This window comes from Streptomyces sp. NPDC104581 (genome assembly GCF_055583685.1).
In genome coordinates this window covers 1-24,728 of the sequence record NZ_JBVJNN010000055.1, presented here as the reverse complement: position 1 = coordinate 24,728, position 24,728 = coordinate 1, and the positions used below count along the sequence as shown (strand labels likewise).

Below are 24,728 nucleotides of genomic sequence, written 5' to 3'. Positions count from 1 at the left end.
CCCTCACCCCCCCCCCCCCCCCCCCCCCCCCCCCCCCCCCCCCTCCCCCCCCCCCCCCCTCCCCCCCACCCCCCCCCGCGCCCCCCTCCCCCCCCCCCCCCCCCCCCCCCCCCCCCCCCCCACGCCGGAGGCACTCGCCGCGGTGAGGACGATCAGTGCGCTCCGGTGCCCGTGAGCGACTTGACCTCCAGTTCCGCGTACTTCTTGACGTCCGGCTCCTCCTTGGAGAGGAGCGATCCCAGCCAGCCGAGCAGGAAGCCCAGCGGGATCGAGATCAGGCCGGGGTTCTCCAGCGGGAAGAGCGCGAAGTCGACGTCGGGGAACATCGAGCTGGGCTTGCTGGAGACGACCGGGGAGAACAGCACCAGCAGGACGGACGAGGACAGACCGCCGTAGATGGACCAGAGCGCGCCCGTCGTCGTGAACCTCTTCCAGAAGAGGCTGTAGAGGAGGGTCGGCAGGTTGGCGGAGGCGGCGACCGCGAAGGCGAGGGCCACCAGACCGGCGACGTTCAGATCGCGGGCGAGGGCGCCGAGCGCGATGGAGACGATGCCGATGGCGACGGTCGCCCAGCGCGCGGCGCGCACCTCCTCCTTCTCGGTGGCCTTGCCGCGGCGGATGACGTTGGCGTAGATGTCGTGCGCGAACGACGACGAGGACGCCAGGGTCAGACCGGCCACCACCGCGAGGATGGTGGCGAAGGCGACCGCGGAGATGATGGCGAGCAGGATGGCGCCGCCGGTGGAGTCACCGCCGCCGCCGATCTCCATGGCGAGCAGTGGCGCGGCCGTGTTGCCGGCCGGGTTGGAATCGGTGATCTCCTTCGGGGTGAGCAGCGCGGCGGCGCCGAAGCCGAGGGCGATCGTCATCAGGTAGAAGCCGCCGATGATGCCGATGGCCCAGTTGACGGACTTACGGGCGGCCTTGGCCGTGGGCACGGTGTAGAAGCGGATCAGGATGTGCGGCAGACCGGCGGTGCCGAGGACGAGCGCGATGCCCAGGGAGATGAAGTCGAGCTTCGAGGTCTCCGTGAGGCCGTACTTGAGTCCGGGCTCCAGGAAGGCCGCGCCCTTGCCGCTGTTGGAGGCGGCGGATCCGAGCAGGTCGGAGACGTTGAAGTTGAACTTGAGCAGCACCAGGAAGGTGATGAGCAGGGTGCCCGCGATGAGCAGGACGGCCTTGACCATCTGGACCCAGGTGGTGCCCTTCATGCCGCCGATGGTGACGTACACGATCATCAGGATGCCGACCAGCGCGACGATCAGGATCTTGCCCGCGTCGCTGGTGATGCCGAGCAGCAGGGAGACGAGGACGCCCGCGCCGGCCATCTGGGCGAGCAGGTAGAAGATCGAGACGACGATGGTGGAGGCGCCGGCGGCCGTACGTACGGGGCGCTGGCGCATCCGGTAGGCGAGGACGTCACCCATCGTGTAGCGGCCGGAGTTGCGCAGTGGTTCGGCGACCAGCAGCAGTGCGACGAGCCAGGCGACGAGGAAGCCGATGGAGTAGAGGAAGCCGTCGTATCCGAACAGGGCGATGGCGCCGGCGATACCGAGGAAGGAGGCGGCCGACATGTAGTCGCCGGAGACCGCGAGTCCGTTCTGGAAGGCGGTGAACTGCCGTCCGCCCGCGTAGAAGTCGGCGGCGTTCTTGGTCTGCCGGCCGGCCCACACGGTGATGACGAGGGTCGCGATGACGAACAGGGCGAAGAGCGTGATGATCAGCGGCCGGTGCTCGCCGGCGTCGGAGTTGGCGAGGTGGATGCCCGCCGCCTCGGACAGCTGGATGGTCGGGCTCACAGGTCGGCCTCCATACGGGACTTGATCGCCGCGCCCTTGGGGTCGAGCTTCTGCGATGCGAACTTCGCGTAGAACCAGGCGATGAGGAAGGTGGTGACGAACTGGCCGAGGCCGAAGACGAAGGCGACGTTGATGTTGCCGAAGAGCTTGGTGCCCATGAAGCCGCCGGCGTAGTTGGACAGCAGGACGTACAGCAGGTACCAGGCGATGAAGGCAACGGTCAGGGGGAAGGCGAAAGAGCGGTACGTACGGCGCAGTTCACCGAATTCCGGGCTCTCCTGGACCTGGACGAACTGGGCTGTCGTGGGTTGGGCGGGGGTGCTGGTGTCCGAATCGCCCTTGGGCGGCGGTCCATCGGTAGCCACGGAATCTCCTCGTGACGCGAGTGCGGTAGGGGTGGTCGGTGCGGGCGCTGACTGGGGGTGTTGTTGTTCCACCCCCTGACAACGGCACGGAGAGCACGTCGAAGTGGTTCAACCCCGGCGATTTTCTGACCGAAATCATTGATGAGCAGGGATGATCAGCGATAGTTTCGCTCGTCATGTACCCGTCCGTGCGCAGCGTGCGCAGGGGCGGCCTCACGGATGATGTGGAGAACCCATGGCTCATCTGAGATCCGGACGGCGGCGCGCACTGGCTCTGCCCGTCGGTCTGGCGCTCATCGCCTCGCTCGGCTTCCTGCCGACAGGGGCGGCATCGGCGGCGCCCGTCGATGACACCACGGCCGCTGTCTCGACGGACGGTCCGAAGCTGTCGTACGTCGTGAACACCAGCGGTGGCCACTCCACCGTCAAGTCGGTGAAGAAGGCCATCGAGAAGGCCGGCGGGACCGTGGTGATCGCCTATGACCAGATAGGTGTCATCGTCGTCCACTCGCAGAACCCGGAGTTCGGGAAGACGATCCGCAAGGTGCGGGGAGTCGCTTCGGCGGGAGCCACCCGCACGAAGCCGCTGGCGGCCCAGACCACCACGGACATCGGGGCCGAGCAGCCGCTGTCCGCCAAGGAGGCGAAGGCCGCCGAGGCGAAGGCGACCGCGGACCAGGACGCGCTGGAGCCCCTTCAGTGGGCCCTGCCGGCCATCAAGGCCGACAAGGCCCACCAGAAGTCGCTCGGCAGCAGCAAGGTCACGGTCGGTGTGATCGACACGGGTGTCGACGACACCCACCCCGATCTCGCGCCGAACTTCGACCGCCGCGCCTCGGTCAGCTGTGTGGGCGGTACGCCCGACACGGCGGACGGCGCCTGGCGTCCCGGCGCCGGGGAGAGCAGCCACGGCACGCACGTCGCGGGCACGATCGCCGCGGCCAAGAACGGCACCGGTGTCACCGGCGTCGCTCCGGGCGTGAAGGTCTCCGGCATCAAGGTGTCGCAGCCTGACGGCTTCTTCTACACCGAGGCGGTCGTCTGCGGCTTCGTCTGGGCCGCCGAGCACGGCGTCGATGTGACGAACAACAGCTATTACACCGACCCGTGGCTGTTCAACTGCGAGGACGACCCGGACCAGAAGGCACTGGCCGACGCCGTCACGCGGGCGACGCGGTACGCCGAGGGCAAGGGCGTCGTGAACGTCGCCGCCGCCGGCAACTCCGACATGGATCTGGCCGCCGACGAACTGACGGACACCTCCAGCCCGAACGACACCACTCCTGTCGAGCGGGTGATCGACCCCGAGGAGTGCCTGGACATACCGACCCAGGTGCCCGGTGTCGTCACGGTCGCCGCGACCGGTGCGAAGAACCTGAAGGCGTCGTACTCCAACTACGGTCTCCGGGTCATCGACGTCGCCGCTCCCGGCGGCGACCTGACGGCGTACCAGCCGCCGGAGGCGCCCGCGGTCAACGGCCTGATCCTGAGCACGCTGCCCGGTGGTGGCTTCGGCTACAGCGGCGGTACGTCGATGGCTTCGCCGCACGTGGCGGGTGTCGCGGCGCTGATCAAGTCGAAGCACCCGTACGCCTCGCCGTGGCTGGTGAAGACGTTGCTGAGCGCCCAGGCCGACGCGACGTCCTGCACCAACCCGTACGACATCGACGGTGACGGCACCGTCGACGCCGTCTGCGAGGGCGGCAAGAACAAGAACGGCTTCTACGGAGCCGGTGTGGTCGACGCGCTGGACGCCGTCCGCTGGTGACGGCGTTCGTGTGAGTCGGTGAGTCGGTGAGTCGTTGAGTGGGTGGGCGGGCCGTCCGGACGGGCGGCCCGCCCACTCGCGTCCGGGGCCGGGCCGCTCAGCTCCGCGGACCCGCCCAGGTCCGGGGCCGGGCCGTGAGGATGCCGGCCGTCAGCAGGCTCTGCGCCCCGATGTAGGTCAGCATGATCCACAGATCCGCGGCCGGCGGCCGGGGCCACTCGGCGATACCGGCGGCGATGAGCGTGTCGGAGAGCAGGAACAGCGCGCCGCCCGCGCCGGCGAGGACGCCGAGTCCGCTCGCCCGGTAGGCCATGGCGGCCAGCAGGAGGCTGTACACGGCCACGGGGACGCGCAGTCCGGCCGGGAGTCCGGGCCACAGCAGCGCGAGCGTCACAGCGAGCAGCAGCGCGTATCCCACGGCGAGGTCGACACGGGTGCGGCGGCGGCCGGAGAGCGCCAGGTAGCAGAGGTGGCCGGCGGCGAAGCAGCCCATGCCGGCGAGAAACGCGCCGTCGTCCGACGAGAGCAGGAAGACGTCACCGCCCCACCCGAGGAGGAGCGCGGCGACGAGCGCCCGGGGCCCGCGCCGGGCGGCCACGTAGCCGGCGAGCAGCGGCATCAGCAGTGGTTTGGCGAGGAGCTGACCGGTGCGGGAGTCCGCGGCGACGGCCACCAGTTCGGCGAGCGCGGCGACGGCGAAGGCCACCAGGAGCGCCTTGGCGAGCCGCCCGCCCGCGCGTCCGCCCAGAGGCCCGCCGGTCGGGTCGCACGCCCCGCCGGTCACCGGTCCCGCCACCCGTCCGGTCACTCGGGCTGCCAGCCCGGTCCGCGGAAGACCCGTCCGGCCCGTTCGCGCCAGTCGCGTGCCGCGCGTACGTCGCGTGCGATGGCCGCGTACTCGTGGGTGGCGACCCGCAGCGGGTTGTAGGTCTCTATGTTCTTCGTGAGCCCGAAGACCGGCCGCACGGTCTCCGCCGCGAAGGAGCCGAAGAGACGGTCCCAGACGATCAGGATCCCGCCGAAGTTCCGGTCCAGATAGCCGCCTTGGGAGGCGTGGTGCACCCGGTGGTGGGAGGGCGTGTTCAGTACGTACTCGAAGGGCCGGGGCAGCTTGTCGATCCGTTCGGTGTGCACCCAGAACTGGTAGACGAGATTGGCCGACGAGCAGAAGGCGAGCGCCGCCGGGTGCACCCCGAGCAGGATGAACGGGAGGTAGAACGGCCAGACGGTGAGCGAGGTCCAGGGCTGGCGCAGCGCGGTGCTGAGGTTGAACTTCCGGCTGGAGTGGTGCACCACGTGGCAGGCCCACAGGATCCGCACGACATGGTGGCCGCGGTGGGACCAGTAATAGAGGAAGTCCTGCGCGAGCAGCATCAGGGGGATCGTCCACCACAGGACGGGGACGCGCAGCGGCGTCAACTCGTAGGCCGCCGTGTAGATCGCCACGACGGGGATCTTCCACAGGAGGTCGAAGCCGAGGCTGCCGAGGCCCATGGAGAGGCTGGTGGCGGCGTCCTTGCCGGAGTACCCGGCGGCGTCCTCGTCGGGATGCAGCCGGTAGCTCACCACTTCGACCAGGGTGAGCAGGACGAACGCGGGGATCGACCAGAGCACGACATCGGGCAGGTTCGGCGGCATGTCAGCACCGTAGGGCCGGGTGCGCGGCGCGGGCTAGATGTTGTTACCGACAAGTATATGAGACATCCTGTCAGCGGAATTTGGTGACTTCCACCAAGGAGGGGTCCGGACGGTCCGTCAACGGCCGCGGCCCGCAGGTGAGTCGGGCCGGGCACGGGCGCGTCACGGAGTGTCAGTCGCGGCCCGTATTGTCTGTGACCATGCTCGACGACCCCGCGACTTCAGCGATGTGGCCGGCCGCGTACCCCCGGGGATACGCGGTCGTCGACGTGGAGACCACCGGACTCGCCCGTGACGACCGGATAGTCTCCGCCGCCGTGTACCGGCTGGACGCGCTGGGCGATGTCGAGGACCACTGGTACACGCTGGTCAACCCCGAGCGGGACCCGGGACCGGTCTGGATCCACGGGCTGACGAACGAAGTGCTGGCGGGCGCACCGCTGTTCAGGGATGTCGAGCGGGAGCTCTCCGAGCGGCTCGCGGACCGGGTGCTCGTCGCGCACAACGCGTTCTTCGACTGGTCGATGATCTCGCGGGAGTACGCCCGCGCGAGGGCGACCGCGCCCACGCGGCAGCGGCTGTGCACGATCGCGCTCGCCAAGGAGCTCCGGCTGCCGCTGCCCAACCACAAGTTGGCCACCCTCGCCGAGCACTTCGGTGTCGCGCAGCAGCGCGCCCACCACGCGCTGGACGACGCGCGGGTGCTCGCGGAGGCGTTCCGGCCGAGTCTGCACGCGGCGGCGCGCGACGGGGTGCGGCTGCCGCTGCTCGAATGCCGCCCGCTCACGGAGTGGTCGGACAGTCCGGCGGCGCCGCTGATCGGCCATCAGCCGACGTACCGTCCGGCGACCTGGCGGCCGTCGCGCCGGCTCCCGCCCTGCCCGTATCCGAACCCAGGGCGGTACGAGAGCGACAAGCCGCTGGCGCAGGGGATGCGGGTGGCCTTCTCGGGTGACACGTCGGTCGACCGTGAGCTGCTGGAGGACCGTGCCATCGAGGCGGGGCTGCACGTGGCCACCAGCGTCTCCCGGAAGACGAGCCTGCTCGTGACGAACGACCCCGGGTCGGCGACGTCGAAGACGGTGAAGGCGGCGGAGTACGGCACGCCGGTCGTCGACGAGGCGGCCTTCACCCACCTGCTGCGCGACGTGGCGCCCGCGCCCGGCGCCGTCCCCGCGCCCGGTACGGTCCCCGCCCCCGTACCGGAGCAGTCCCCGTCCCCGGCAGACGGGTGATTGCGCCGCGACTCGCCTGCCGTCCGCTCGCACACCACGCCACCGCGTCACACGCTGTGGCGCATGGCACGTTGCGAAGTATGCGGAAATGAGTACGGCATGTCGTTCGAGGTGCACGCGCAGGGCGCCGTGCACGTCTTCGACTGTTTCTCCTGCGCCATCCACCGCATGGCGCCCGTCTGTGAACACTGCCGGGTCCAGATCATCGGCCAGGGCGTCGAGGTCGAGGGCCAGTGGTTCTGCGGGGCGCACTGCGCCCGCGCCGAGGGGAGGACGGGCATCGTCGACCGGGTCTGAGGTCCGGCGGCGGGCCGGGTCGCGGGCCGGACCCGCCGCCGGGGGCTTCACGGGCGCCGGGTACCGTCGAGGCGTGTACCGCTTCCTCCTGTCGCGGCAGTGGGTGACCCTCACCCTGTTCGCCCTCGTGCTCATCCCCGTGATGATCGAGCTGGGTTTCTGGCAGTTCCACCGTCATGAACACCGGGTGGCGCAGAACACCCTGATCGCCGACAACCTCAAGGCGAAGCCGGTCCCGGTCACCGACCTCACGTCCCCCGGCCACAGCGTGCCGCGCGCCGACTACTGGCGGCAGGTGAAGGCCACCGGCACCTTCGACACGGCGCACGAGGTCGTCGTACGGCGCCGGACCAACAGCGACGACAAGGTCGGCTTCCATGTGCTGACCCCGCTCGTGCTCGGCGACGGGCGCGCCGTCCTCGTCAACCGCGGCTGGATCCCCTTCGCCGAGGACCAGCGGTCCTTCCCCGACATCCCGGCGGCGCCCGGGGGCGAGGTCACGGTCACCGGCCGGCTCAAGGCCGACGAGACGACCGGCAGCAGCGGCATCAAGGAACTGAGCGACCTGCCGGACCGCCAGATCATGCTGATCAACAGTGAGCGGCAGGCCCGGTCGCTCGGCCGGACCGTCCTCGGCGGCTACATCGAGCAGACGGCCCCGGCCGCGCCCGGCGACAGCCCCCAGCAGATCCCGGAGCCCGACTCCGGCTCCATCGGCGCCCACATGGCGTACGCCGTGCAGTGGTGGCTGTTCACCGCCGGCGTGCCGGTCGGCTGGGTCATCCTCGTACGGCGCGAATTGCGCGACCGCGCGGCGACCGCCGCCCGGGGCACACCCGAGCGCGAGACCGCCGCCGCATAACCCGCCTGTCCTGCGGGAACAGGGCAGAGGTGACCCAACGCATCGAGGACTACGCCCTCATCGGCGACTTGCAGACCGCGGCCCTCGTCGGCATGAACGGCTCCATCGACTGGCTGTGCCTGCCACGCTTCGACTCCGCCGCCTGCTTCGCGTCCCTGCTCGGCAACAAGGAGAACGGCCACTGGCTGCTCGCCCCCCGTGGCGCCAACCGCTGCACCAGCAGGCGGTACGCGGGCGACTCACTGGTGCTGGAGACCCTCTGGGAGACCAGGAGCGGCACGGTGAAGGTCACCGACTTCATGCCGCAGCGCGATGTCGCGCCGGATGTCGTACGGATCGTGGAGGGCGTCAGCGGCACGGTGGAGATGAGCTCCACCCTGCGGCTGCGCTTCGACTACGGCTCGATCGTGCCGTGGATGCGCAGGACCGACGGCCAGCGCGTCGCCGTCGCCGGACCCGACTCGGTCTGGCTGCGGACCGTCTCGCGGGCGCGGCCCGTCGGCGGTGAACCGGCCCCGGACGAGAAGCCGGTGGTCAAGACCTGGGGCCAGGAGTTCAGCACCTGCTCGTCGTTCGATGTCGGCGCCGGGGAGAAGGTCGCCTTCGTCCTCACCTGGCACCCCTCGCACCTGCCGCGCCCCGATCTGATCGACCCCTTCGAGGCCCTGGAGCACAGCAAGGAGGACTGGGCGGAGTGGGCGGCGCGCTGTACGTACGAAGGGCCGTACCGCGAGGCGGTCCTGCGTTCGCTGCTCACGCTCAAGGCGCTCATCTACGCGCCGACCGGCGGCATCGTGGCGGCCCCCACGACCTCCCTCCCCGAGGAGCTGGGCGGCGTACGGAACTGGGACTACCGCTACTGCTGGCTCCGCGACTCGGCCCTCGTCCTGAACGCCCTGCTGTCCGTGGGCTACGCGGACGAGGCCGAGGCATGGCGCGACTGGCTGCTGCGCGCGGTCGCCGGCGACCCCTCCGACCTCCAGATCATGTACGGCGTCGGCGGCGAACGGCGGCTGCCCGAGTCGGAGCTGCCCTGGCTGAACGGGTACGCGGGGTCCCGCCCGGTCCGGGTCGGGAACGAGGCGGTCGAACAGCTCCAGCTCGACGTGTACGGCGAGGTGATCGACTCCCTGCACGTGGCACGCGGCGTCGGCGTCACCGACCGCCCGGACGCGTGGGACCTCCAGCTCGCCCTGCTCGGCTTCCTGGAGTCGAAGTGGCGCGAGCCGGACGAGGGGCTGTGGGAAGTGCGCGGTCCCCGGCGGCACTTCACCCACTCCAAGGTGATGGCGTGGGTCGCCGCCGACCGCGCGGTGAAGACGCTGGAGGCCGATCCGTCGCTGCGGGGAGATGTGAACCGGTGGCGGACGATGCGCGACGAGGTGCACCGGGATGTGTGCGAGAAGGGCTTCGACCCGGTCCGTAACACCTTCACGCAGGCGTACGGCTCCCAGGGGCTGGACGCGGCGACGCTCCTGATCCCCCGCTTCGGCTTCCTGCCGCCGGACGATCCGCGGGTCGTGGGCACGGTCGACGCGGTACGGGCCGAGCTGGGCAAGGAGGGTCTGGTCCGCCGCTACAACACGGAGGGGACCTCGGTCGACGGACTGCCGGGCGACGAAGGAACGTTTCTCGTCTGCTCGTTCTGGCTGGCCGACGCACTGCTGATGACCGGCCGCGAGAAGGAGGCGACGGAACTCTTCGAGCGCCTTCTCGCCCTGCGCAACGACGTCGGTCTGCTCGCCGAGGAGTACGACCCGGGGCTCGGGCGGCAACTGGGCAACTTCCCGCAGGCGTTCAGTCATATCGGTCTCGTGGGGACGGCCCTCGCCCTGGCCGAGAGGGACCAGGCAGGATAGGGGGCATGGATCTTGGGCTGAAGGACCGTGTCTACGTCGTCACCGGCGCCTCCCGGGGGCTGGGACGCGCGTCCGCGGAGGCGCTTGCGGCGGACGGCGCGAAGGTGGTCGTCACCGGGCGCGACGAGCGGTCCGTCACCGGCGCGGCGGCCTCGATCGGCCCCAACGCGTTCGGTGTCGCGGCGGACAACGCCGATCCCGCTGTCGCGGACCGGCTGATAGCCGTGGCGCGTGAGCGGTTCGGCGGCTTCGACGGGATGCTCATCAGCGTCGGCGGCCCGCCGCCGGGGTTCGCCGCGGACAGCACGGACGAGCGGTGGCGGTCCGCGTTCGACTCGGTATTCCTGGGCGCGGTACGGCTGGCGCGCACGGCTGCGGCGGAGCTGGGTGAGGGCGGGGTGATAGGTCTCGTCCTCTCCGGCTCGGTCCACGAGCCGATCCGCGGCCTCACGATCTCCAACGGTCTGCGGCCGGGCCTCGCGGGCTTCGCGAAGTCACTCGCGGACGAGGTGGGTCCGCGCGGCATCCGGGTGATCGGCCTGCTGCCGGCCCGGATCGACACGGACCGCGTACGCGAGCTGGACGCGCTCTCCGACGACCCGGCGGCGGCGCGCGCGGGCCACGAGTCCCGTATACCGCTGCGCCGCTACGGCACACCGGAGGAGTTCGGCCGCACGGCGGCGTTCATGCTCTCCCCGGCGGCGTCCTATCTGACGGGCCTGATGCTCCCGATCGACGGCGGCAGCCGCCACGGCTACTGACGACCGGGGAGCGGGGGCGGTCACCCACCGGCCACGGCCGGCGCCATCGCGCCCCGCCGAGCGACAGAGGAGCGGGCGCCGGGCGATTGAGGAGCGGGGTGCCGGGCGGCGCCCCGGTCAGGTCACCCGCTGCGCGCGGTGCTTGGCCGCCCGCAGCCTCGCCTCCGCCGGCAGCGCCGCCAGCCCCGCCGAGTCCCGCGCCTGCCCCACCGCATCCCGCGTGAGCCCCTCCAGCGCCTCCCCCGGCGCCGCGTGCGGCTCCAGCAGCAACCGCACCCGCGCCTCCGGCGCGCTCCGCCGCCCGGTCAGCCGGACCCGCGCCCGCGAGACACCGTCCAGCGACTCCGCCTCGCTCTCCAGGACGTTCTCCAGCGCCCGCCCCCTCAGCAGCGCGCCCTCCCCGTCGCCGCTGTCGACCAGCACCTCAGCCAGCCGGGCGCGCCTCAGCTGGGACAGCAGCCACCACAGCGTCAGCAGCACCAGGACCGCGAGCACCGCGATGACCACCGGCCACCACCAGCCCTGAGCGCTCCAGCGGTCCCGGTCGGCGTCGCTCAGCAGCACGTCCTTCTTGCCGGTGTACGGCCACCAGGACGGGACGGACGCGCCCAGCCCCGTCGCGAGCACCGCGCCGCCCACGCACAGCAGCACCAGCCCGACGAGGCCCAGCAGGACACGGTTGACGACCCTGAGCATCCCGTCACCCCTTCTTCGTCGGCCGGCGGACATGCACGGAGAGCGCGGGCGGCTTGGCCAGGCCCAGATCGGCGATGCCGGCGGCCAGCGCGGTGTCCAGATCGGCGCGTACGTCGTCGAGTTCGCGGAAGTGGGACACGGCCCGGACCCGGACCCTGCCCCGGCGCGCCCGGACCCGGACGGACCGCACTCCGGAGACCTCCAGCGCACGGTCGCGCAGGGTCAGCGCCGCCGCCTCCCGGTCGAGCCCCGCCCGTACCCGCGTCGGACCGTGCCGCATCGGCAGCACCTGGCGCAGCCCCGGCGTGAGGGCGAGAACGACGAGCCACACGCCCACGAGCGCCGCGACACCCGAGCCCACCAGGACCCAGGTGTTGTCCAGCGGCTCGGTGGCGAGCCGGTCGGCCAGCCACCGGCGCCAGTACATGGCCGGGTGATCGGCCCGTACCGCCGCGACGTCGTAGAGCAGCAGCGCCGATGCGCCGAGCAGTACGGCCGCGACCACCGCGGCCGGGATCCGGCGCCAGGACCAGAAGCGGCGCGCCTTGCCGTCCCCGTCGTCCCGTTCCAGCGTGGGCCGCGGTTCGTACCGGGCGGCGGAGGCGGACTGGTCCAGTTCGAGCAGGTCCGCGCGGACGGCCCCCTGCGCCTCGGACGGCTCAGGCGTACGTTCGGTCCCCTCACCCGCCGGTTCGCTCATCGGATCCTCCCCTGCGCCGCGCGCGACTGGGCGGAGTGGAGCCGTTCGACCATGACGACCACTTCCGGCACCTCCATCCCCGCCAGATCACTTACCCGCCGGGTGACCCGGCGACGCACCGCGCCGCACCGGGCGCCGATGTCGCAGGGGTAGTCCAGCTCGACCCCGATGCGCACGCGCGCCACGTCGTGGTGGACCAGCACGCTGGCGTGCGGCGGCTCGCCCCCCTCCGGTACGCCGTGCAGGGCCTCCCGCGCCGCCTGCGCGGCGATCTTCGCGACGACACGGTCGGCGATCGTGGTCGCCCCTCGCTCAGCGGCCGCCACCCGCTCACCGGCCACGGACCGTCACCGCCGGCGTTCGTCGCGCTCGCGGCCACGGAAGAAGTCGCCGGGTTCCAGATCGCCGTCGAGGAACCTGCCGGCCACGAATCCCACCGCGCCCAACGCGGCCACCAGCAGAAAGGCTCCGAAACCGCCGAAGAATCCGGCGAACGCCAGGGCCATACCGGCCAACAGGCCGACCACCGCCATGCTCATCGAGTCACTCCTCATCGGTCTCGCGGATCCGGCCGTTACTGGAGCCGTGACTCCTGCTCGTCGTCCTCTTCGTCGGGCAGCTTCACATCGCTGACGGCGATGTTGACCTCGACGACCTCCAGACCAGTCATCCGTTCGACGGCGGAGATCACGTTCTCCCGTACGTCGCGGGCGACATCGGCGATCGACACGCCGTAGTCGACGACGATCTCCAGGTCCAGGGCGGTCTGTACCTCGCCCACCTCGGCCTTCACACCGCGCGAGACGGACTTCGTACCGCCGGGCACCCGGTCGCGCACGGCGCCGAAGGTGCGGGACATACCGCTGCCCATCGCGTGGACGCCGAGCACGTCACGCGCGGCGAGGCCGGCGATCTTCTCCACCACTCCGTCGGCGATGGTGGTCCGCCCGCGGACGGACGGGTCGCCACCGCCCCTCCTGCCTGCGGAGGGCTTCCGCTGGTCCTCGCTGGACGACGACTTGGCCGATGGCTCGGACTGGTTGCGCTGCGTGGTCTCGGTCATGGCGATTCGCCCCTTTCCGGGCGCCGGTGAACTCGTTGCCCACATTAAGGCGACTTGCCGGGTCTCGCGCCGGGAATGCGGCAGTCTGGGGCCATGACGACTGGTCACGGTGGGAACGGTGCGGACGGTTGGAGCGCGGCGGTGCACGAACGGCTCGGCCTCGGCCGGCTGCTCCCGCTGGGCGACACGAAGGACGGGGTGTGGCTGGCCGAACGGGCGGCGGCGAGCGCGCTGCGGGGTACGGCGTCGGAAGTCCCCGGCACCGCGCTGGGCCGGCTGAGGCTCTCTCCGACCGACCCCGGATCGGCGGACAGGCCCGCCGTGAAGCCGCCGCCCAGCGCGCTGCCGCCGGGGGCGCTCCGTATCGAGGCGGACTTCGCGACGGTCCCGGGCAAGCCCCTGCCGGACGTGGCGGAGCGGCTGCGCGGGGCCCTGTACCGGCACGCGGTGGAGCGGCTGGGGCTGTGGGTGACGGAGGTGGATCTGCGGGTGACGGCGCTGCTGGAGGAGCCGGGCGCGGACTCCTCGGGAGCCGCTGGGCCGGACGGGGCAATCCCGGTCGTTCCCAGGGGTACGGCGGCGGTGGTCGCGGCGAACGTCCCCGGTGTCGCCCATCTGTCCGCGGCGCTCGGCACGCCGGTGCTCGTCACCAGGGGACATGTCCGCGTCGAACTGGCTACGGCGGCCGGCCACCGTCCGCCGGAGGTGGCCCGTGCGGTGCGGCGGCAGGTCTCGGCCGCACTGCCGAGCCATCCGACGGTGGCTGTCCTGATCACGTCGGTGGACGTCCCCCGGACGGGCCCGAAGTCCCCGCCCGGGGAGTGAGTACGTTCCGCTGACGGTGCCGACGGTCAGAGCGCCTGCGCGCCACTGCCGCCCATCGGCGCGCTGAGGGTGCCGACCGTCCCGGCGCCGGTGGCGTTGTCCGCCGTACCGGTGCCGGTGCTCGTGCCGGTGCCGGTGTTGGCCGTCCCGGTGGCGGTCGTCCCGGTACCGGTACTGGCGGTGGTGGTACCGGTGTCGGTGGCGGTGGTGGTGTCGGTGGCGGTGTCGGTGGCGGTGTCGGTCGTACCGGTAGGCGTGTTGGTGTTGGCCGTCCCGGTACCGGTACCGGTGGTGGTCGTGCCCGTCGGAGCGGTGTCGGTGGTGACCGTGCCCGTGGGGGCATCCGTCGTGCCGGTAACGGTGGTGGCGGTGTCGGCCGTCCCGTTACCAGTGCCGGTGGTGGCGGTGCCCGTGCCGACCACCGTCGTACCCGTGGCGGTGTCCGTCGTACCGGTGGCGTTACCGGTGCCGTCGGCCGTCCCGGTACCAGTGCCGGTGGTGGCGGTACCGGTACCGGTACCGGTGTCCGTGGCCCCGCTGTTCGTCACGGTGCCGGAGAGGATCGACACGACGCCGCTGCCGAAGCTGAGCATGCCGCCTCCCCCGACGACCGCGGAGTTGTTCGTGAACTGGCTGCCGGTGATCCGGGTGCTGCTGCCGCCGAGGGTCGCGATGGCGCCGCCCTCGTGGGCGGTGTTGCCGGTCAGGACGCTGTTGTTGACGCTCAGGACACGGTTCGCGTTGACGAGGACGGCGCCGCCGTCCTCGGTACCGAGGGCCGTAGGGTCGCCGTTGCGCAAGGTGACTTTGTTGAGGGTGAGTTCACCCCTGGCGCCACCGACCTCGAAGATGCGGAACTTCGGAGTTCCGGGCGCGGTGGCGCGTTCGATCACCGAGTTGCTGCCGTTGATGGTGACGGCCTCGGTGATCACCGGCAGCCCGTTCGGCCCGCTGCCGCCGGCCGCGGGTGCGACTGTGTCGAGGGAGTAGACACAGTTCGGGGCCAGGTCGACCGTGCCGCCGCCGGCCAGATTGGCGGCGTCGATGGCGGCCACGAGCGCCGCCTTGTCGCAGGTGATCGACGCGGCGTAGGCCGGCGCGGGGACGGCGGCCAGCCCGAGGGCCAGCCCGGCGGTGGCGAGCACGCCGACCGCCTTGGAGGAGGGTGGGAATCGCACTGCGGACTCCTTACGACCGTGGGGGAGCCCCGTTGGATCCCCCGCTGGGTCAGGAACCGGACCGCATGAGACCCGGCCACGGCCCACCCGATGCGCGAGGGGTCTGTCTCCCGGTCACTGGCCCTGATGCGATGTGTTTATCCGATCGCAACTGCCGACCGCCGGTACCGCGCAGGGCCGAGCCCGCCATTCACCCCGGCGGCCCTCCGACGAACCGCGTCATCCGTCGATGCCCCGACGCCCCCGTCCCCGCGCGCGCCCGGACGCTCCCTGGGCCGTGTCTGACAAATGGCGCCGTCCGCCCGCGGGCCAGGCGGGATTTGTCAGACACCGCCTAGTCCCCCAGGCCCGCCAGGTCCCGCAGACGGCGGGCCTGGGCCGCGCGCTCGGCGGCGCGCTGTTCGTCGTACGTACGCGAGGACGCACCCAGCAGCAGGGCCTTCGTCTCGACCGTCGCGTCGCGCGGCGCGGCCAGGATCGCCGCGGTCAGGTCCCCCACCGTCGCGTCGAGTTCGGCCGGCGGCACCACAAGATTGGCGAGCCCGGTCCGCTCGGCCTCGTCGGCCTGCACGAAGCGGCCCGTCGCGCAGATCTCCAGCGCGCGGGCATAACCGACGATCTCCACGAGGGGGTGGGTACCGGCGAGGTCGGGGACCAGCCCGAGGGCGGTCTCGCGCATGGCGAACTGCACGTCCGACGCGACGACCCGCAGGTCGCAGCCCAGGGCGAGCTGGAATCCGGCGCCGATGGCGTGCCCCTGGACGGCGGCGATCGACACGATGTCGCTCCGGCGCCACCAGGTGAAGGCGGACTGGTACTCGGCGATGACCGCGTCGAGGTCCGTGTCGGAGAGGCGTGCCAGCTCCGGGAAGGAGGGTTCACCGTCGAAGCCCTCAGGGCTGAACGCCTGCCGGTCGAGGCCCGCGGAGAAGGACTTCCCCTCGCCGCGCAGCACCACGACCCGCACGCTGCCCGGCAGTGACTGCCCGGCTTCCGTCAACGCCCGCCACAGAGCGGGAGACTGAGCGTTGCGCTTGGCCGGGTTGGTCAGGGTCACCGTGGCAACCGCGTCCTCGACGGTGAGCCGTACGCCGTCCTTGTCGAGCACGTGATCGAGCGAAGTCATGGGGCGCCTCCGGTTCGGTGCAGTCAGCACGTCTGGCTAAGTGACTGCACAGTAACCACCCGGTCGACCGCGACGACCGGCCGGGTGGTCACCGGCGGAACCGGTGGCCGGAGAAGCTGAACGCGGTCGTCAGGCCGTGGCCTTCTTGCCGCGCGTCGCTCCGCCGCGTCCCCGGAGCGTGACTCCGGACTCGCTGAGCATCCGGTGGACGAATCCGTAGGACCGGCCCGTTTCCTCGGCCAGCGCGCGGATACTCGCACCGGAGTCGTACTTCTTCTTCAGGTCTGCCGCGAGCTTGTCGCGCGCGGGGCCGGTTACCCGGCTGCCCTTCTTCAGAGTCTCGGCCACCCGTGCCTCCTCAGGAAAAGCGCTCTGGACTTCTCATGATCACCCCTCGGGGCGCTCCTGGCCACCCATTCAGCAAGGTTCCCGTCACAAGCTTCGGCGGAGCTCCGCATTCGAACACGAACGGAGTGGCGAATTCCAGAGCGGCGCGTGCACGCCCGTCCTCGGGCGGCCGGTGGAAACAGCAGGTCAGAGGAGGTCCGCCGGAAAGCCGATCGAAACGGACCCGGAACGGCTTGATCGTCGGCGCGCCACGCCAAAGTACGAGACGTACTCACTCAGATGACGGATCACCGCTGAGCCGAATGATCCATACGGAGTGGATCACGCCCTTCCGGTCAGGCCAGCGCCACCAGATCCGCGTAGTCCGCGCCCCACAGGTCCTCGACACCGTCGGGCAGCAGGATGATCCGTTCCGGTTCCAGCGCCTGGACGGCGCCCTCGTCGTGCGTCACGAGGATGACGGCGCCCTTGTACGTGCGCAGCGCGCCGAGGATCTCCTCACGGCTGGCCGGGTCGAGGTTGTTCGTGGGCTCGTCGAGGAGCAGCACGTTGGCCGACGAGACGACCAGGGTCGCCAGGGCCAGCCGGGTCTTCTCGCCTCCGGACAGCACGCGGGCGGGCTTCTCGACGTCGTCTCCGGAGAAGAGGAACGAGCCGAGTGTCTTGCGGACGTCGACCAGGTCCAGGTCGGGGGCGGAGGAGCGCATGTTCTCCAGGACCGAGCGGTCGGGGTCGAGCGTCTCGTGCTCCTGGGCGTAGTAGCCGAGCTTGAGGCCGTGGCCCGGTGTCACCTCGCCCGTGTCGGGCTTCTCCACCCCGGCGAGCAGCCGCAGCAGCGTGGTCTTGCCCGCGCCGTTGAGGCCGAGGATGACGACGCGCGAGCCCTTGTCGATGGCCAGGTCGACGTCCGTGAAGATCTCCAGGGAGCCGTACGACTTGGACAGGCCCTCGGCGGTCAGCGGCGTCTTGCCGCACGGCGCGGGGTCGGGGAAGCGCAGCTTGGCGACCTTGTCGGACTGGCGTACCGCCTCCAGCCCGGAGAGCAGCCGCTCGGCGCGGCGTGCCATGTTCTGCGCGGCGACGGTCTTGGTGGCCTTGGCGCGCATCTTGTCGGCCTGCGAGTTGAGCGTCGCGGCCTTCTTCTCCGCGTTGGCGCGCTCGCGCTTGCGCCGCTTCTCGTCCGACTCGCGCTGCTGCTGGTAGAGCTTCCAGCCCATGTTGTAGACGTCGATCCGGGAGCGGTTGGCGTCCAGGTAGAAGACCTTGTTGACGACCGTCTCGACGAGGTCGACGTCGTGGGAGATGACGATGAAGCCGCCGCGGTACGTCTTGAGGTAGTCCCGCAGCCAGACGATGGAGTCCGCGTCGAGGTGGTTTGTCGGCTCGTCCAGGAGCAGGGTGTCGGCGTCCGAGAAGAGGATGCGGGCGAGTTCCACGCGGCGGCGCTGACCGCCGGAGAGCGTGTGGAGGGGCTGGCCGAGCACCCGGTCGGGCAGGCCGAGCGCGGCGGCGATGGTGGCGGCCTCGGACTCGGCGGCGTAACCGCCCTTGGTGAGGAACTCCGTCTCCAGGCGCTCGTACTTCTTCATCGCCTTCTCGCGGGTGGCGCCCTTGCCGTTCGCCATCCGGTCCTCGTTCTCGCGCATCTTCTTCAGGACGGAGTCGAGGTCGCGGGCCGAGAGGATCCGGTCGCGGGCGAGGGTTTCGAGGTCGCCGGTGCGCGGGTCCTGCGGGAGATAGCCGACGTCACCGGAGCGGGTGATGGTGCCGGCGGCGGGGTTGCCCTCGCCCGCGAGGCATTTGGTGAGGGTGGTCTTGCCCGCTCCGTTGCGGCCGACGAGGCCGATGCGGTCGCCCTTGGCGATACGGAAGGAGGCTGACTCGATGAGGATGCGAGCGCCGGCGCGCAACTCGACACCGGTGGCGGTGATCACGGAAAAACTCCAGGGCGGTATGGACGGCGGAAGGGCGGGCGGAGGGGATTCTTCGACGCCGGCTAATGCACAAGGAGAAATGCCATACCGGCGAGTCTACCGGGACGGGACAACTGGTTGTGGCCCGGCCGGGTCCCGCCGGGACGCCCGGCCGGGCTGCGTTGTCGGTGACCGGTGCCAGACTGGGAGAACTGAGACGTACGTCACAACCGAACACGGAGAAGGGTGATCAGCATGGCCGGTGTGCCGACTGTCTGTCCGACGCTCGTCTACGAGGACGCGAAGGCTGCCATCAGAACGCTCAAGGACGCCTTCGGCTTCAGGGAGGTGAGTGTGTACGAGGGCGAGGACGGCAGCGTGCTCCACGCCGAACTGGCCCACGGGAGCGGCATGGTGATGCTCGGGTCCCGGAAGGGCGAGGGCGTCTTCGCCGAGGCGATGGCGGGCGGCGGGCCCGCCGGGGTGTACGTGGTCGTCGAGGACGTCGACGCGCACCACGCGCGGGCCGTGGAGCGGGGCGTGGAGATCCTGATGCCGCCGACCGACCAGGACTACGGCTCGCGGGACTACATGGCGCGCGACGCGGAGGGCAACGTGTGGAGCTTCGGGACGTACGCGCCGGGCGCCGGCGGCTGACCGGCCGGGGCCGCCGGACGGTGCGGCGTCGGCCGGGGCCCGCGGCCCCCACCGCGCGAGCCGGTCAGGCGCCGCCGGTGTGGACCTGGAACGCGGCGCGGCGTACGGCCTTGGCGAGGGCCGGGTCGGGGTGCGCGGCCGCCAGCGCGACCAGCACCTGCACGGTGCGGGGGTGCCCGACGGCCCTGACCTCGTCGAGCAGGGCCGGGACGGTGCCCTGGACGGCCGAGTCGAGATGGCGGACGAGCAGGGCGGTCTCGCCGTGGTCGGCGACGGCCGCGGCGGTGTCGACCCAGAGCCAGGTCGACTCCTCGCGGGTGAGGACGTCGGGGGCGTCCTCGGGGTCCGTGCCGTCGTACTCGGCGAGCCAGAGCAGGGCGTAGGGGCGCAGGGAGGGTTCGGCGGAGGCGGTGCGCACCTCCGGCTCGGCAGGGGCGCCGACGACGCGCAGGGCCTCGAAGGCCAGTCCGCGCAGGAGCGCGTCCTCGCCGCGTGCGACGGTGAGGAGTTCGGTGACGGCGCTGCCGACGGTGCGGGCGGCGAGCCAGGCGCGGTACTCGGCGCGGGCCGGTCCCGGGGTGAGCCGGGCGCAGCCGCGCAGCATGTTGTCGGCGGACTGCTCGATGTTGCCCGCCGGGCTCTGGGCGGCGACGCAGATCTGCTCCAGCTTGACCCAGACCGCCCAGTTGCCGAGGGGGGTGAGGGTCGCCTGGCCCGCTCCGAGGGTCAGCGCGCCGACGGCGGCCAGCCCCTCCAGGGCCCAGTCGAGGAGCGGCGGCAGCGGGACGGCGTCGGTGGCCGGCGCGGGTTCCGGTGCGGAGGCGGTCGGGGCGGCCGTGGGGCCGGACGCGGCGCGGGGGTCGTACGGCACCTCGCAGCGCTCGTCGCGCAGTTCCGCGACGCGCTGCTGGAGCAGATCGAGCAGTGCCGGTACGGGCACGGGGCCGGCCGAGAGCTGGAGGAGGGAGAGCACCTGGGGGACGGCCTCGACGACCTCGGCGACCGTCGCCGGGGCGACGTCGTCGGGGGCGGCGTGGACGAGCGACCAGGCGTCGAAGAGGGCGACCCAGCCGCGCAGGACGGCGGAGTCGTCCCGGTCCCAGGCGCGCAGCCGCCAGCCGGGGCGTGCGGTGGTGCCGTGGAGTTCGACGAGCCCGGCGAGCCTGGCGCGGTCCCAGCCCGCGCTCACCTTGTCCGGAGTCAACTCCAGCGCGGCGGCGGCCCGTTCACGTGCTTTCGGGGCGAGCGGGCCCGCGCCGGGGGCCCGGTCGGCCGCGGCCCAGCGGGCGATCCGTACGGCGTCGGCGAGGACGGTCCTCGCCTGTCGGGCCAGCTCCGCGGGGGGCGGTGTGCCCTCCGGCGGACGGGGCGCCGGACGTGTTCGTCCGGTGGTCACGGCCCGTCTGGCCGTGGTCAGGGCTCGGGGGCCGACGAGTCGGAGTCTGGAGTTGCGCGCCAATTGCTCATCAGGCTTTCGGGACGTCACGGGTGCAGTCTTCCCGCTGATTGCCCGAAAGCCCAAACGGAACCCGCGGGCCGGGACTCCGGCCGCCGGTCACACGGCCGGGAAGACACCGGACCGGAGGGTGGCCGGGATGCGCTCCGGCGCCCTCTCCTCACGGAACCTCACGGAAGTCGCGCCGTGGGGCGCGGGGCCGCGTGAGAGCGGGGCGCGGGGCTACATGAGGGGCGTGAGGAAGCGGCGGAGCGTCTCCTCGTAACCGGCGGGGTCGGCGTTCCACATCGCGCCGTGCGAGGCGTCCGGGACCGTGTGCAGGGTGATCAGTTCGGGTCGGCGGGCGGCGAGTTCACGGGACGGGTACCAGGGGGCGACGACGTCGTCGGGTCCGTGCACGATGAGTGTCGGGACGTGGAGCCTTCCCGGCTCGGCGACCACGGGCATTCTGCCGCCGCGCAGTCCGGTCCGGCCCTGGGCCGCGCGGACCGCGAGCGGCAGCAGCGGGCCCGGGGTGCGGCGTGCGGTGGCCATGGCGCGCAGCGTGGCCTCCCAGTCGAGCACCGGGCTGTCCAGGACGAGTCCGGTGATCCGGTCGCGCTGTCCGGACTTCCCGGCGGCGTGCAGGGCCATCGTGGCGCCGACGGACCAGCCGTAGAGGACGACGTGTTCGGCGCCGTTCCGGACGGCGTAGCGGATCGCGGCGTCGAGGTCGCGCCATTCGGAGTGGCCGAAGTGCCCGAGGCCGTCCGGCCGGGGCGGGGCGCCGGGGTCGCCCCGGTAGGCCAGGTTCAGCACCGGGAACTGCTGGTCGACCAGGAATTCCAGGAGGTTCATCGGGTGCTCGGGGGTGGCGCCGAGGCCGTGCGCGGTGATCACCCAGGTGTCGCGGCTGCCGGGTACGAACCAGCCGGGCAGCGCACCGAGTTCGCCGGGGATCTCCACCCGGTCGTGGTCGATGCCCAGCGCCGTGGCGGGGTCGCCCTGGTGGAGCTGGGGAGTGAGCCGGACGCGGCTGCCGGCGCCGAGGGTGCCCCGTCCGACGCGTTCCAGTCTGCGGACGACCGTGTCGGGCGGGTGCGGTACGTCGTCGATGACCGGGCCGACGACCGCCTGGACGTCCGCCGACTCCAGGCCGTAGGTGCCGGGGCGCAGGGAGGCGAGGCAGCGGGTCAGGGTGACGCGGCCGGCGGCCGTGGCGTGCACGGCGAGCCGTGGGTCGCCCGGCAGCGGCCGTCCGGGGGGCGCCTTGAGCGCCGCGTCGCTGGCGTACCGGCCGGCCGCCACCGCGGCCGTGCCGACACCGATCACTGTGGTGACGGCTGCTGCCGTCGCTCTGGCCGGGCGCATTCCCCCAGTGTCGGTACGGACGGGCGGTACGGCCAGTGGAGCGGCCGTCCGGGGTGACGTTCCGGGGCGCCGCGGGGTGGGCGGTCCGGCGTGGTCAGCTCCGCTGGCCGTAGCCCTTGAGCTGCTCCTCGACGTCCCGTACCTGCTCGCGGGAGAGGAGGGTCGGCGTACGGCCGGGGACGGAGGTGGCGGTGAGCCACAGTCGGCACATCCACTCCAGCTGGGCCGTGCGGTCGTACGCCTTGTCCAGGGTGTCCGCGTAGGTGACGGTGCCGTGGTTCCGGAGCAGACAGCCCGTACGGTCGCGCAGCGCGGCCACCATGTGCCCGGCCAGTTCGCGGGTGCCGTACATCGCGTACGGGGCGACCCGGACCGGTCCGCCGAAGTCCGCCGCCATGTAGTGGATCAGCGGGAGTTCGGGGACGAGGGTGGAGACGGCGGTGGCGTGGACGGCGTGGGTGTGCACCACGGCGCCGGCGGTGGAGTTCCGGTAGACCTCCAGATGCATCGGCAGCTCGCTGGTGGGCCGCAGCCGCCCGGCGACCTGTCGGCCTTCGAGGTCCACGGCGACGGTGTCCGCGGGCGTCAGCCGGTCGTACGGCACTCCGCTCGGGGTGACGAGGACGAGCTCCCCGACGCGTACGGAGACGTTGCCCGAGGTGCCGACGACCAGTCCGTCGTCCGCGCTGCGGCGGGCGGTGGCGACGAGGTCACGCCAGGCCCGTTCGACCTCCGGCCCGTGCGGGTGCCCGTCTCCGTGTCCCCGCCCGTTCCCGTGGTCGTGTCCGCGCGTGTGTCCGGTTTCCGTCATGCGGCGATCTTGCCAGTCGGTCCACAGGAGTTCGCGGGGCCCGCGGGATCCCTCGGTGAGGTGAATATCTCTTCGGCCGCGATCACGGCGGACGGGCCGCGCCGGACGCCCCGGAGGGGGTCTGTGAAGGGCCGCGGACGGGCCGGGGGCCGGGCGCCGCACGGGTCGAGCGGAATCCGGGCGCCACCCGCGGCAGAGGGAGCCGACACACCCGTTCACAAACGGAGCGTCCACCCTCTGTTGGGAGTCACCACAACGCCTGCCTCAGTTCATCTTCCGTTCACCCAGCATCCCTACGTTCCTGAACGGCCACTGACGTCAAACGATTGCCTGGGTAAATGGAACACATCACGCTGCTGCTCGCGATCGTGATCGTGACGGCTCTCGTGTTCGATTTCACGAACGGTTTCCACGACACCGCCAACGCGATGGCGACGACCATCTCGACCGGCGCGATGAAACCCAAGACGGCGGTGGCGATGTCCGCCGTGCTCAACCTCGTCGGCGCGTTCCTGTCCGTCGAGGTCGCCAAGACCATCTCCGGCGGGCTCATCAACGAACAGGGCATCCAGACAGAAGTCATCTTCGCGGCGCTCGTCGGCGCCATCCTCTGGAACCTGTTCACCTGGCTGCTCGGCCTGCCGTCGAGTTCGTCCCACGCCCTGTTCGGCGGACTCATCGGCGCCACGCTGATGTCCGTCGGCACCTCGGGCGTCAACGGCGGAGTCGTCGTCACCAAGGTCCTGCTCCCGGCGATCGCCGCGCCGCTGGTGGCGGGTCTGGCCGCGATGCTGGCCACCCGGCTCACCTACCGCATCGGCCGCAACACGGCCGAGAAGGACACCGCGAAGGGCTACCGCGCGGGGCAGATCGCGTCGGCCGGCCTCGTCTCCCTCGCCCACGGCACCAACGACGCGCAGAAGACCATGGGTGTCATCACCCTCGCGCTGGTCACCGGCGGCGTCCTCGCCCCCGGCTCCAACCCCCCGATGTGGGTCATCGTCTCCGCCGGTGTCGCGATCGCGCTCGGCACCTACCTCGGCGGCTGGCGCATCATCCGCACCATGGGCAAGGGCCTCACCGACCTCCAGCCGCAGCAGGGCTTCGCCGCCCAGACCAGCGCGGCGACCGTCATCCTCGCCTCGTCCCACCTCGGCTTCTCGCTCTCCACCACGCAGTCCTGCTCCGGCGCGGTGATGGGTGCCGGTCTCGGCCGCAAGGGCGGGGTCGTCCGCTGGTCGACCGCCACGCGGATGTTCATCGCCTGGGGGCTCACGCTGCCGGCCGCCGGTCTGGTCGCCGCGGGCGCCGAGTTCCTGACCGGGCAGGGTGCCTGGGGTGTCGCGGTCACGGCCGTGCTGCTCGTCGGGCTGTCGGCGGTCATCTGGCTGGCGTCGCGCCGTCAGCCGGTCGACCACACCAACGTCAACGAGACGGACGGGGCCGCGGGCGAACCCGCGGGCGTCGTGGCCGCCGCGGTCGCCGCCGTCACCCCGCCCCCCGTGGGCGGTCCGGCGCCGGAGATCGCCGCCACCATCCCGGCCCCCGGCTCCGGGGAACCCACCAGCGAACCGGCCCGGACCGCGACGGTCTGACGAAGCGAAGGACACTTTCCGCATGAACATCGACTGGGCGGCGCTCGGCTCCGTCTTCGGCGTCAGTCTCGTGGCCACCGTCGCGCTGGTGGGCCTGTTCACCCTGGGCATCGTGGGGCTCTCGAAGGGCGCGGCGCCCGCGGAGGGCTCGACGGCCCCGGCCTCCGGGACCTCCGGCTCACCGGCGCTGGCCCGCACCGGCGCGTACGTCTGCTTCGGCCTGTGCCTGGCGGCCGTGTCGTACGGCATCTACATCATCGTCGCCTGACGCGGAGCGACGCGAGGCGATCGAGCACGACCGAGGGGGGGGGGCCGGGGGGGGGGGGCCCCCCCGGTGGCGTTTCCCTTCTTTCTGGGCGCCCGCGGGGGGGGGGGCTCCGCACCCCGCCCCCGGTCAAGGGAAAAAACAGTTGATAGGGGGTCTGC

General features: G+C 71.8%; 26 protein-coding genes. 10 read left to right on the top strand and 16 right to left on the bottom strand.

All coding sequences use genetic code 11. From position 1 onward, the window contains the following. Positions 1-152: 152 nt before the first annotated feature. Together ACZ61E_RS29765 and ACZ61E_RS29760 are read right to left on the bottom strand one after the other, a co-directional pair. Positions 153-1,787: a solute symporter family protein gene (locus ACZ61E_RS29765; protein WP_469703214.1), complete on the bottom strand. Its 1,635-nt coding sequence runs from the start codon at positions 1,785-1,787 to the stop codon at positions 153-155. Between the two features lie 8 nt (positions 1,788-1,795). Further along, on the bottom strand, positions 1,796-2,164 hold the full coding sequence (locus ACZ61E_RS29760) for a DUF485 domain-containing protein (RefSeq protein ID WP_469703189.1): 369 nt from the start codon (positions 2,162-2,164) through the stop codon (positions 1,796-1,798). Between the two features lie 235 nt (positions 2,165-2,399). Between ACZ61E_RS29760 and ACZ61E_RS29755 the strand changes: the two genes are divergently transcribed. Then, entirely contained in the window at positions 2,400-3,932 is a 1,533-nt protein-coding gene (locus ACZ61E_RS29755) for a S8 family peptidase (RefSeq protein ID WP_469703188.1), read from the top strand. Positions 3,933-4,029: 97 nt separating this feature from the next. On the opposite strand, the gene ACZ61E_RS29750 is transcribed toward ACZ61E_RS29755, so the two are convergent. Further along, complete coding sequence (locus tag ACZ61E_RS29750) at positions 4,030-4,716, bottom strand: lysoplasmalogenase (RefSeq protein WP_469703212.1); 687 nt, start codon at positions 4,714-4,716, stop codon at positions 4,030-4,032. A gap of 20 nt (positions 4,717-4,736) precedes the next feature. Further along, a complete protein-coding gene (locus ACZ61E_RS29745; protein WP_078077994.1) occupies positions 4,737-5,570 on the bottom strand; it encodes a sterol desaturase family protein in 834 nt (277 codons plus the stop codon). A 194-nt stretch (positions 5,571-5,764) separates the two neighbouring features. Between ACZ61E_RS29745 and ACZ61E_RS29740 the strand changes: the two genes are divergently transcribed. The 5 genes from ACZ61E_RS29740 (at position 5,765) to ACZ61E_RS29720 (ending at position 10,584) form a co-directional block, all read left to right on the top strand. Further along, the gene (locus ACZ61E_RS29740; RefSeq protein ID WP_469703187.1) at positions 5,765-6,805 is read left to right on the top strand and encodes a DEDDh family exonuclease; all 1,041 of its coding nucleotides are present in this window, start codon (positions 5,765-5,767) and stop codon (positions 6,803-6,805) included. 63 nt (positions 6,806-6,868) lie between these two features. After that, positions 6,869-7,102 carry a hypothetical protein gene (locus ACZ61E_RS29735; protein WP_078077992.1) on the top strand — a complete coding sequence of 78 codons (234 nt, stop codon included), beginning with the start codon at positions 6,869-6,871 and terminating at the stop codon, positions 7,100-7,102. Positions 7,103-7,175: 73 nt separating this feature from the next. Then, complete coding sequence (locus ACZ61E_RS29730) at positions 7,176-7,964, top strand: SURF1 family cytochrome oxidase biogenesis protein (RefSeq protein WP_469703186.1); 789 nt, start codon at positions 7,176-7,178, stop codon at positions 7,962-7,964. 29 nt (positions 7,965-7,993) lie between these two features. Beyond that, a complete protein-coding gene (locus tag ACZ61E_RS29725) occupies positions 7,994-9,823 on the top strand; it encodes a glycoside hydrolase family 15 protein (RefSeq protein ID WP_469703185.1) in 1,830 nt (609 codons plus the stop codon). Between the two features lie 5 nt (positions 9,824-9,828). After that, positions 9,829-10,584 (top strand): SDR family oxidoreductase, encoded by a 756-nt coding sequence (locus tag ACZ61E_RS29720; RefSeq protein WP_469703184.1) that lies wholly within the window; start codon positions 9,829-9,831, stop codon positions 10,582-10,584. Positions 10,585-10,701: 117 nt separating this feature from the next. Here ACZ61E_RS29720 and amaP read toward each other — a convergent pair whose 3' ends face one another. The 5 genes from amaP to ACZ61E_RS29695 are packed head-to-tail and all read right to left on the bottom strand — an operon-like array spanning position 10,702 to position 13,043. Then, positions 10,702-11,280, bottom strand: a complete 579-nt coding sequence (gene amaP, locus ACZ61E_RS29715; protein WP_469703182.1) for an alkaline shock response membrane anchor protein AmaP — start codon at positions 11,278-11,280, stop codon at positions 10,702-10,704. Between the two features lie 4 nt (positions 11,281-11,284). After that, positions 11,285-11,980 carry a DUF6286 domain-containing protein gene (locus tag ACZ61E_RS29710; protein ID WP_469703181.1) on the bottom strand — a complete coding sequence of 232 codons (696 nt, stop codon included), beginning with the start codon at positions 11,978-11,980 and terminating at the stop codon, positions 11,285-11,287. After that, positions 11,977-12,321, bottom strand: coding sequence for a hypothetical protein (locus tag ACZ61E_RS29705; protein WP_469703179.1), 345 nt, complete (start codon positions 12,319-12,321; stop codon positions 11,977-11,979). The genes ACZ61E_RS29710 and ACZ61E_RS29705 overlap by 4 nt, the downstream gene beginning before the upstream one ends. Before the next feature lie 6 nt (positions 12,322-12,327). Next, positions 12,328-12,519: a hypothetical protein gene (locus tag ACZ61E_RS29700; RefSeq protein WP_469703178.1), complete on the bottom strand. Its 192-nt coding sequence runs from the start codon at positions 12,517-12,519 to the stop codon at positions 12,328-12,330. Positions 12,520-12,554: 35 nt separating this feature from the next. Beyond that, entirely contained in the window at positions 12,555-13,043 is a 489-nt protein-coding gene (locus tag ACZ61E_RS29695; protein ID WP_469703177.1) for an Asp23/Gls24 family envelope stress response protein, read from the bottom strand. Positions 13,044-13,136: 93 nt separating this feature from the next. On the opposite strand from ACZ61E_RS29695, the gene ACZ61E_RS29690 reads away from it, so the two are divergent. After that, on the top strand, positions 13,137-13,868 hold the full coding sequence (locus tag ACZ61E_RS29690) for a hypothetical protein (protein WP_469703176.1): 732 nt from the start codon (positions 13,137-13,139) through the stop codon (positions 13,866-13,868). Between the two features lie 26 nt (positions 13,869-13,894). Here the strand turns inward: ACZ61E_RS29690 and ACZ61E_RS29685 are convergent, their stop codons facing one another. The 4 genes from ACZ61E_RS29685 to ACZ61E_RS29670 form a co-directional block, all read right to left on the bottom strand. Continuing rightward, positions 13,895-15,046: a hypothetical protein gene (locus tag ACZ61E_RS29685; RefSeq protein ID WP_469703174.1), complete on the bottom strand. Its 1,152-nt coding sequence runs from the start codon at positions 15,044-15,046 to the stop codon at positions 13,895-13,897. Between the two features lie 334 nt (positions 15,047-15,380). Then, the gene (locus ACZ61E_RS29680; protein WP_469703173.1) at positions 15,381-16,172 is read right to left on the bottom strand and encodes an enoyl-CoA hydratase/isomerase family protein; all 792 of its coding nucleotides are present in this window, start codon (positions 16,170-16,172) and stop codon (positions 15,381-15,383) included. Positions 16,173-16,301: 129 nt separating this feature from the next. Then, positions 16,302-16,520 (bottom strand): helix-turn-helix domain-containing protein, encoded by a 219-nt coding sequence (locus ACZ61E_RS29675; protein WP_356586120.1) that lies wholly within the window; start codon positions 16,518-16,520, stop codon positions 16,302-16,304. 335 nt (positions 16,521-16,855) lie between these two features. Continuing rightward, positions 16,856-18,454, bottom strand: coding sequence for an ABC-F family ATP-binding cassette domain-containing protein (locus ACZ61E_RS29670; RefSeq protein WP_469703171.1), 1,599 nt, complete (start codon positions 18,452-18,454; stop codon positions 16,856-16,858). A gap of 234 nt (positions 18,455-18,688) precedes the next feature. Here ACZ61E_RS29670 and ACZ61E_RS29665 point away from each other — a divergent pair, with 234 nt between their 5' ends. Next, on the top strand, positions 18,689-19,090 hold the full coding sequence (locus ACZ61E_RS29665; protein WP_147872068.1) for a VOC family protein: 402 nt from the start codon (positions 18,689-18,691) through the stop codon (positions 19,088-19,090). A 64-nt stretch (positions 19,091-19,154) separates the two neighbouring features. Here ACZ61E_RS29665 and ACZ61E_RS29660 read toward each other — a convergent pair whose 3' ends face one another. From ACZ61E_RS29660 to ACZ61E_RS29650, 3 genes are all read right to left on the bottom strand, one after another. Continuing rightward, a complete protein-coding gene (locus ACZ61E_RS29660) occupies positions 19,155-20,486 on the bottom strand; it encodes a hypothetical protein (protein ID WP_469703169.1) in 1,332 nt (443 codons plus the stop codon). Between the two features lie 282 nt (positions 20,487-20,768). After that, positions 20,769-21,896, bottom strand: a complete 1,128-nt coding sequence (locus tag ACZ61E_RS29655) for an alpha/beta hydrolase (RefSeq protein WP_469703168.1) — start codon at positions 21,894-21,896, stop codon at positions 20,769-20,771. A gap of 94 nt (positions 21,897-21,990) precedes the next feature. Next, a complete protein-coding gene (locus ACZ61E_RS29650) occupies positions 21,991-22,707 on the bottom strand; it encodes a class II aldolase/adducin family protein (protein WP_469703166.1) in 717 nt (238 codons plus the stop codon). A 338-nt stretch (positions 22,708-23,045) separates the two neighbouring features. On the opposite strand from ACZ61E_RS29650, the gene ACZ61E_RS29645 reads away from it, so the two are divergent. Both ACZ61E_RS29645 and ACZ61E_RS29640 read left to right on the top strand, forming a co-directional pair. Then, positions 23,046-24,302 (top strand): inorganic phosphate transporter, encoded by a 1,257-nt coding sequence (locus ACZ61E_RS29645; protein WP_469703165.1) that lies wholly within the window; start codon positions 23,046-23,048, stop codon positions 24,300-24,302. A gap of 22 nt (positions 24,303-24,324) precedes the next feature. Continuing rightward, positions 24,325-24,570 (top strand): hypothetical protein, encoded by a 246-nt coding sequence (locus ACZ61E_RS29640; RefSeq protein WP_469703164.1) that lies wholly within the window; start codon positions 24,325-24,327, stop codon positions 24,568-24,570. Positions 24,571-24,728: the final 158 nt, after the last annotated feature.

Bases quoted from the DNA above. Each gene is read 5' to 3' on its own strand.
- ACZ61E_RS29755 (WP_469703188.1), top strand. From the start codon at position 2,400: ATGGCTCATCTGAGATCCGGACGGCGGCGCGCACTGGCTCTGCCCGTC.
- ACZ61E_RS29745 (WP_078077994.1), bottom strand. From the start codon at position 5,570: ATGCCGCCGAACCTGCCCGATGTCGTGCTCTGGTCGATCCCCGCGTTC.
- ACZ61E_RS29735 (WP_078077992.1), top strand. From the start codon at position 6,869: ATGGCACGTTGCGAAGTATGCGGAAATGAGTACGGCATGTCGTTCGAG.
- ACZ61E_RS29720 (WP_469703184.1), top strand. From the start codon at position 9,829: ATGGATCTTGGGCTGAAGGACCGTGTCTACGTCGTCACCGGCGCCTCC.
- amaP (WP_469703182.1), bottom strand. From the start codon at position 11,280: ATGCTCAGGGTCGTCAACCGTGTCCTGCTGGGCCTCGTCGGGCTGGTG.
- ACZ61E_RS29710 (WP_469703181.1), bottom strand. From the start codon at position 11,980: ATGAGCGAACCGGCGGGTGAGGGGACCGAACGTACGCCTGAGCCGTCC.
- ACZ61E_RS29700 (WP_469703178.1), bottom strand. From the start codon at position 12,519: ATGAGCATGGCGGTGGTCGGCCTGTTGGCCGGTATGGCCCTGGCGTTC.
- ACZ61E_RS29695 (WP_469703177.1), bottom strand. From the start codon at position 13,043: ATGACCGAGACCACGCAGCGCAACCAGTCCGAGCCATCGGCCAAGTCG.
- ACZ61E_RS29690 (WP_469703176.1), top strand. From the start codon at position 13,137: ATGACGACTGGTCACGGTGGGAACGGTGCGGACGGTTGGAGCGCGGCG.
- ACZ61E_RS29680 (WP_469703173.1), bottom strand. From the start codon at position 16,172: ATGACTTCGCTCGATCACGTGCTCGACAAGGACGGCGTACGGCTCACC.
- ACZ61E_RS29665 (WP_147872068.1), top strand. From the start codon at position 18,689: ATGGCCGGTGTGCCGACTGTCTGTCCGACGCTCGTCTACGAGGACGCG.
- ACZ61E_RS29655 (WP_469703168.1), bottom strand. From the start codon at position 21,896: ATGCGCCCGGCCAGAGCGACGGCAGCAGCCGTCACCACAGTGATCGGT.
- ACZ61E_RS29650 (WP_469703166.1), bottom strand. From the start codon at position 22,707: ATGACGGAAACCGGACACACGCGCGGACACGACCACGGGAACGGGCGG.
- ACZ61E_RS29645 (WP_469703165.1), top strand. From the start codon at position 23,046: ATGGAACACATCACGCTGCTGCTCGCGATCGTGATCGTGACGGCTCTC.
- ACZ61E_RS29640 (WP_469703164.1), top strand. From the start codon at position 24,325: ATGAACATCGACTGGGCGGCGCTCGGCTCCGTCTTCGGCGTCAGTCTC.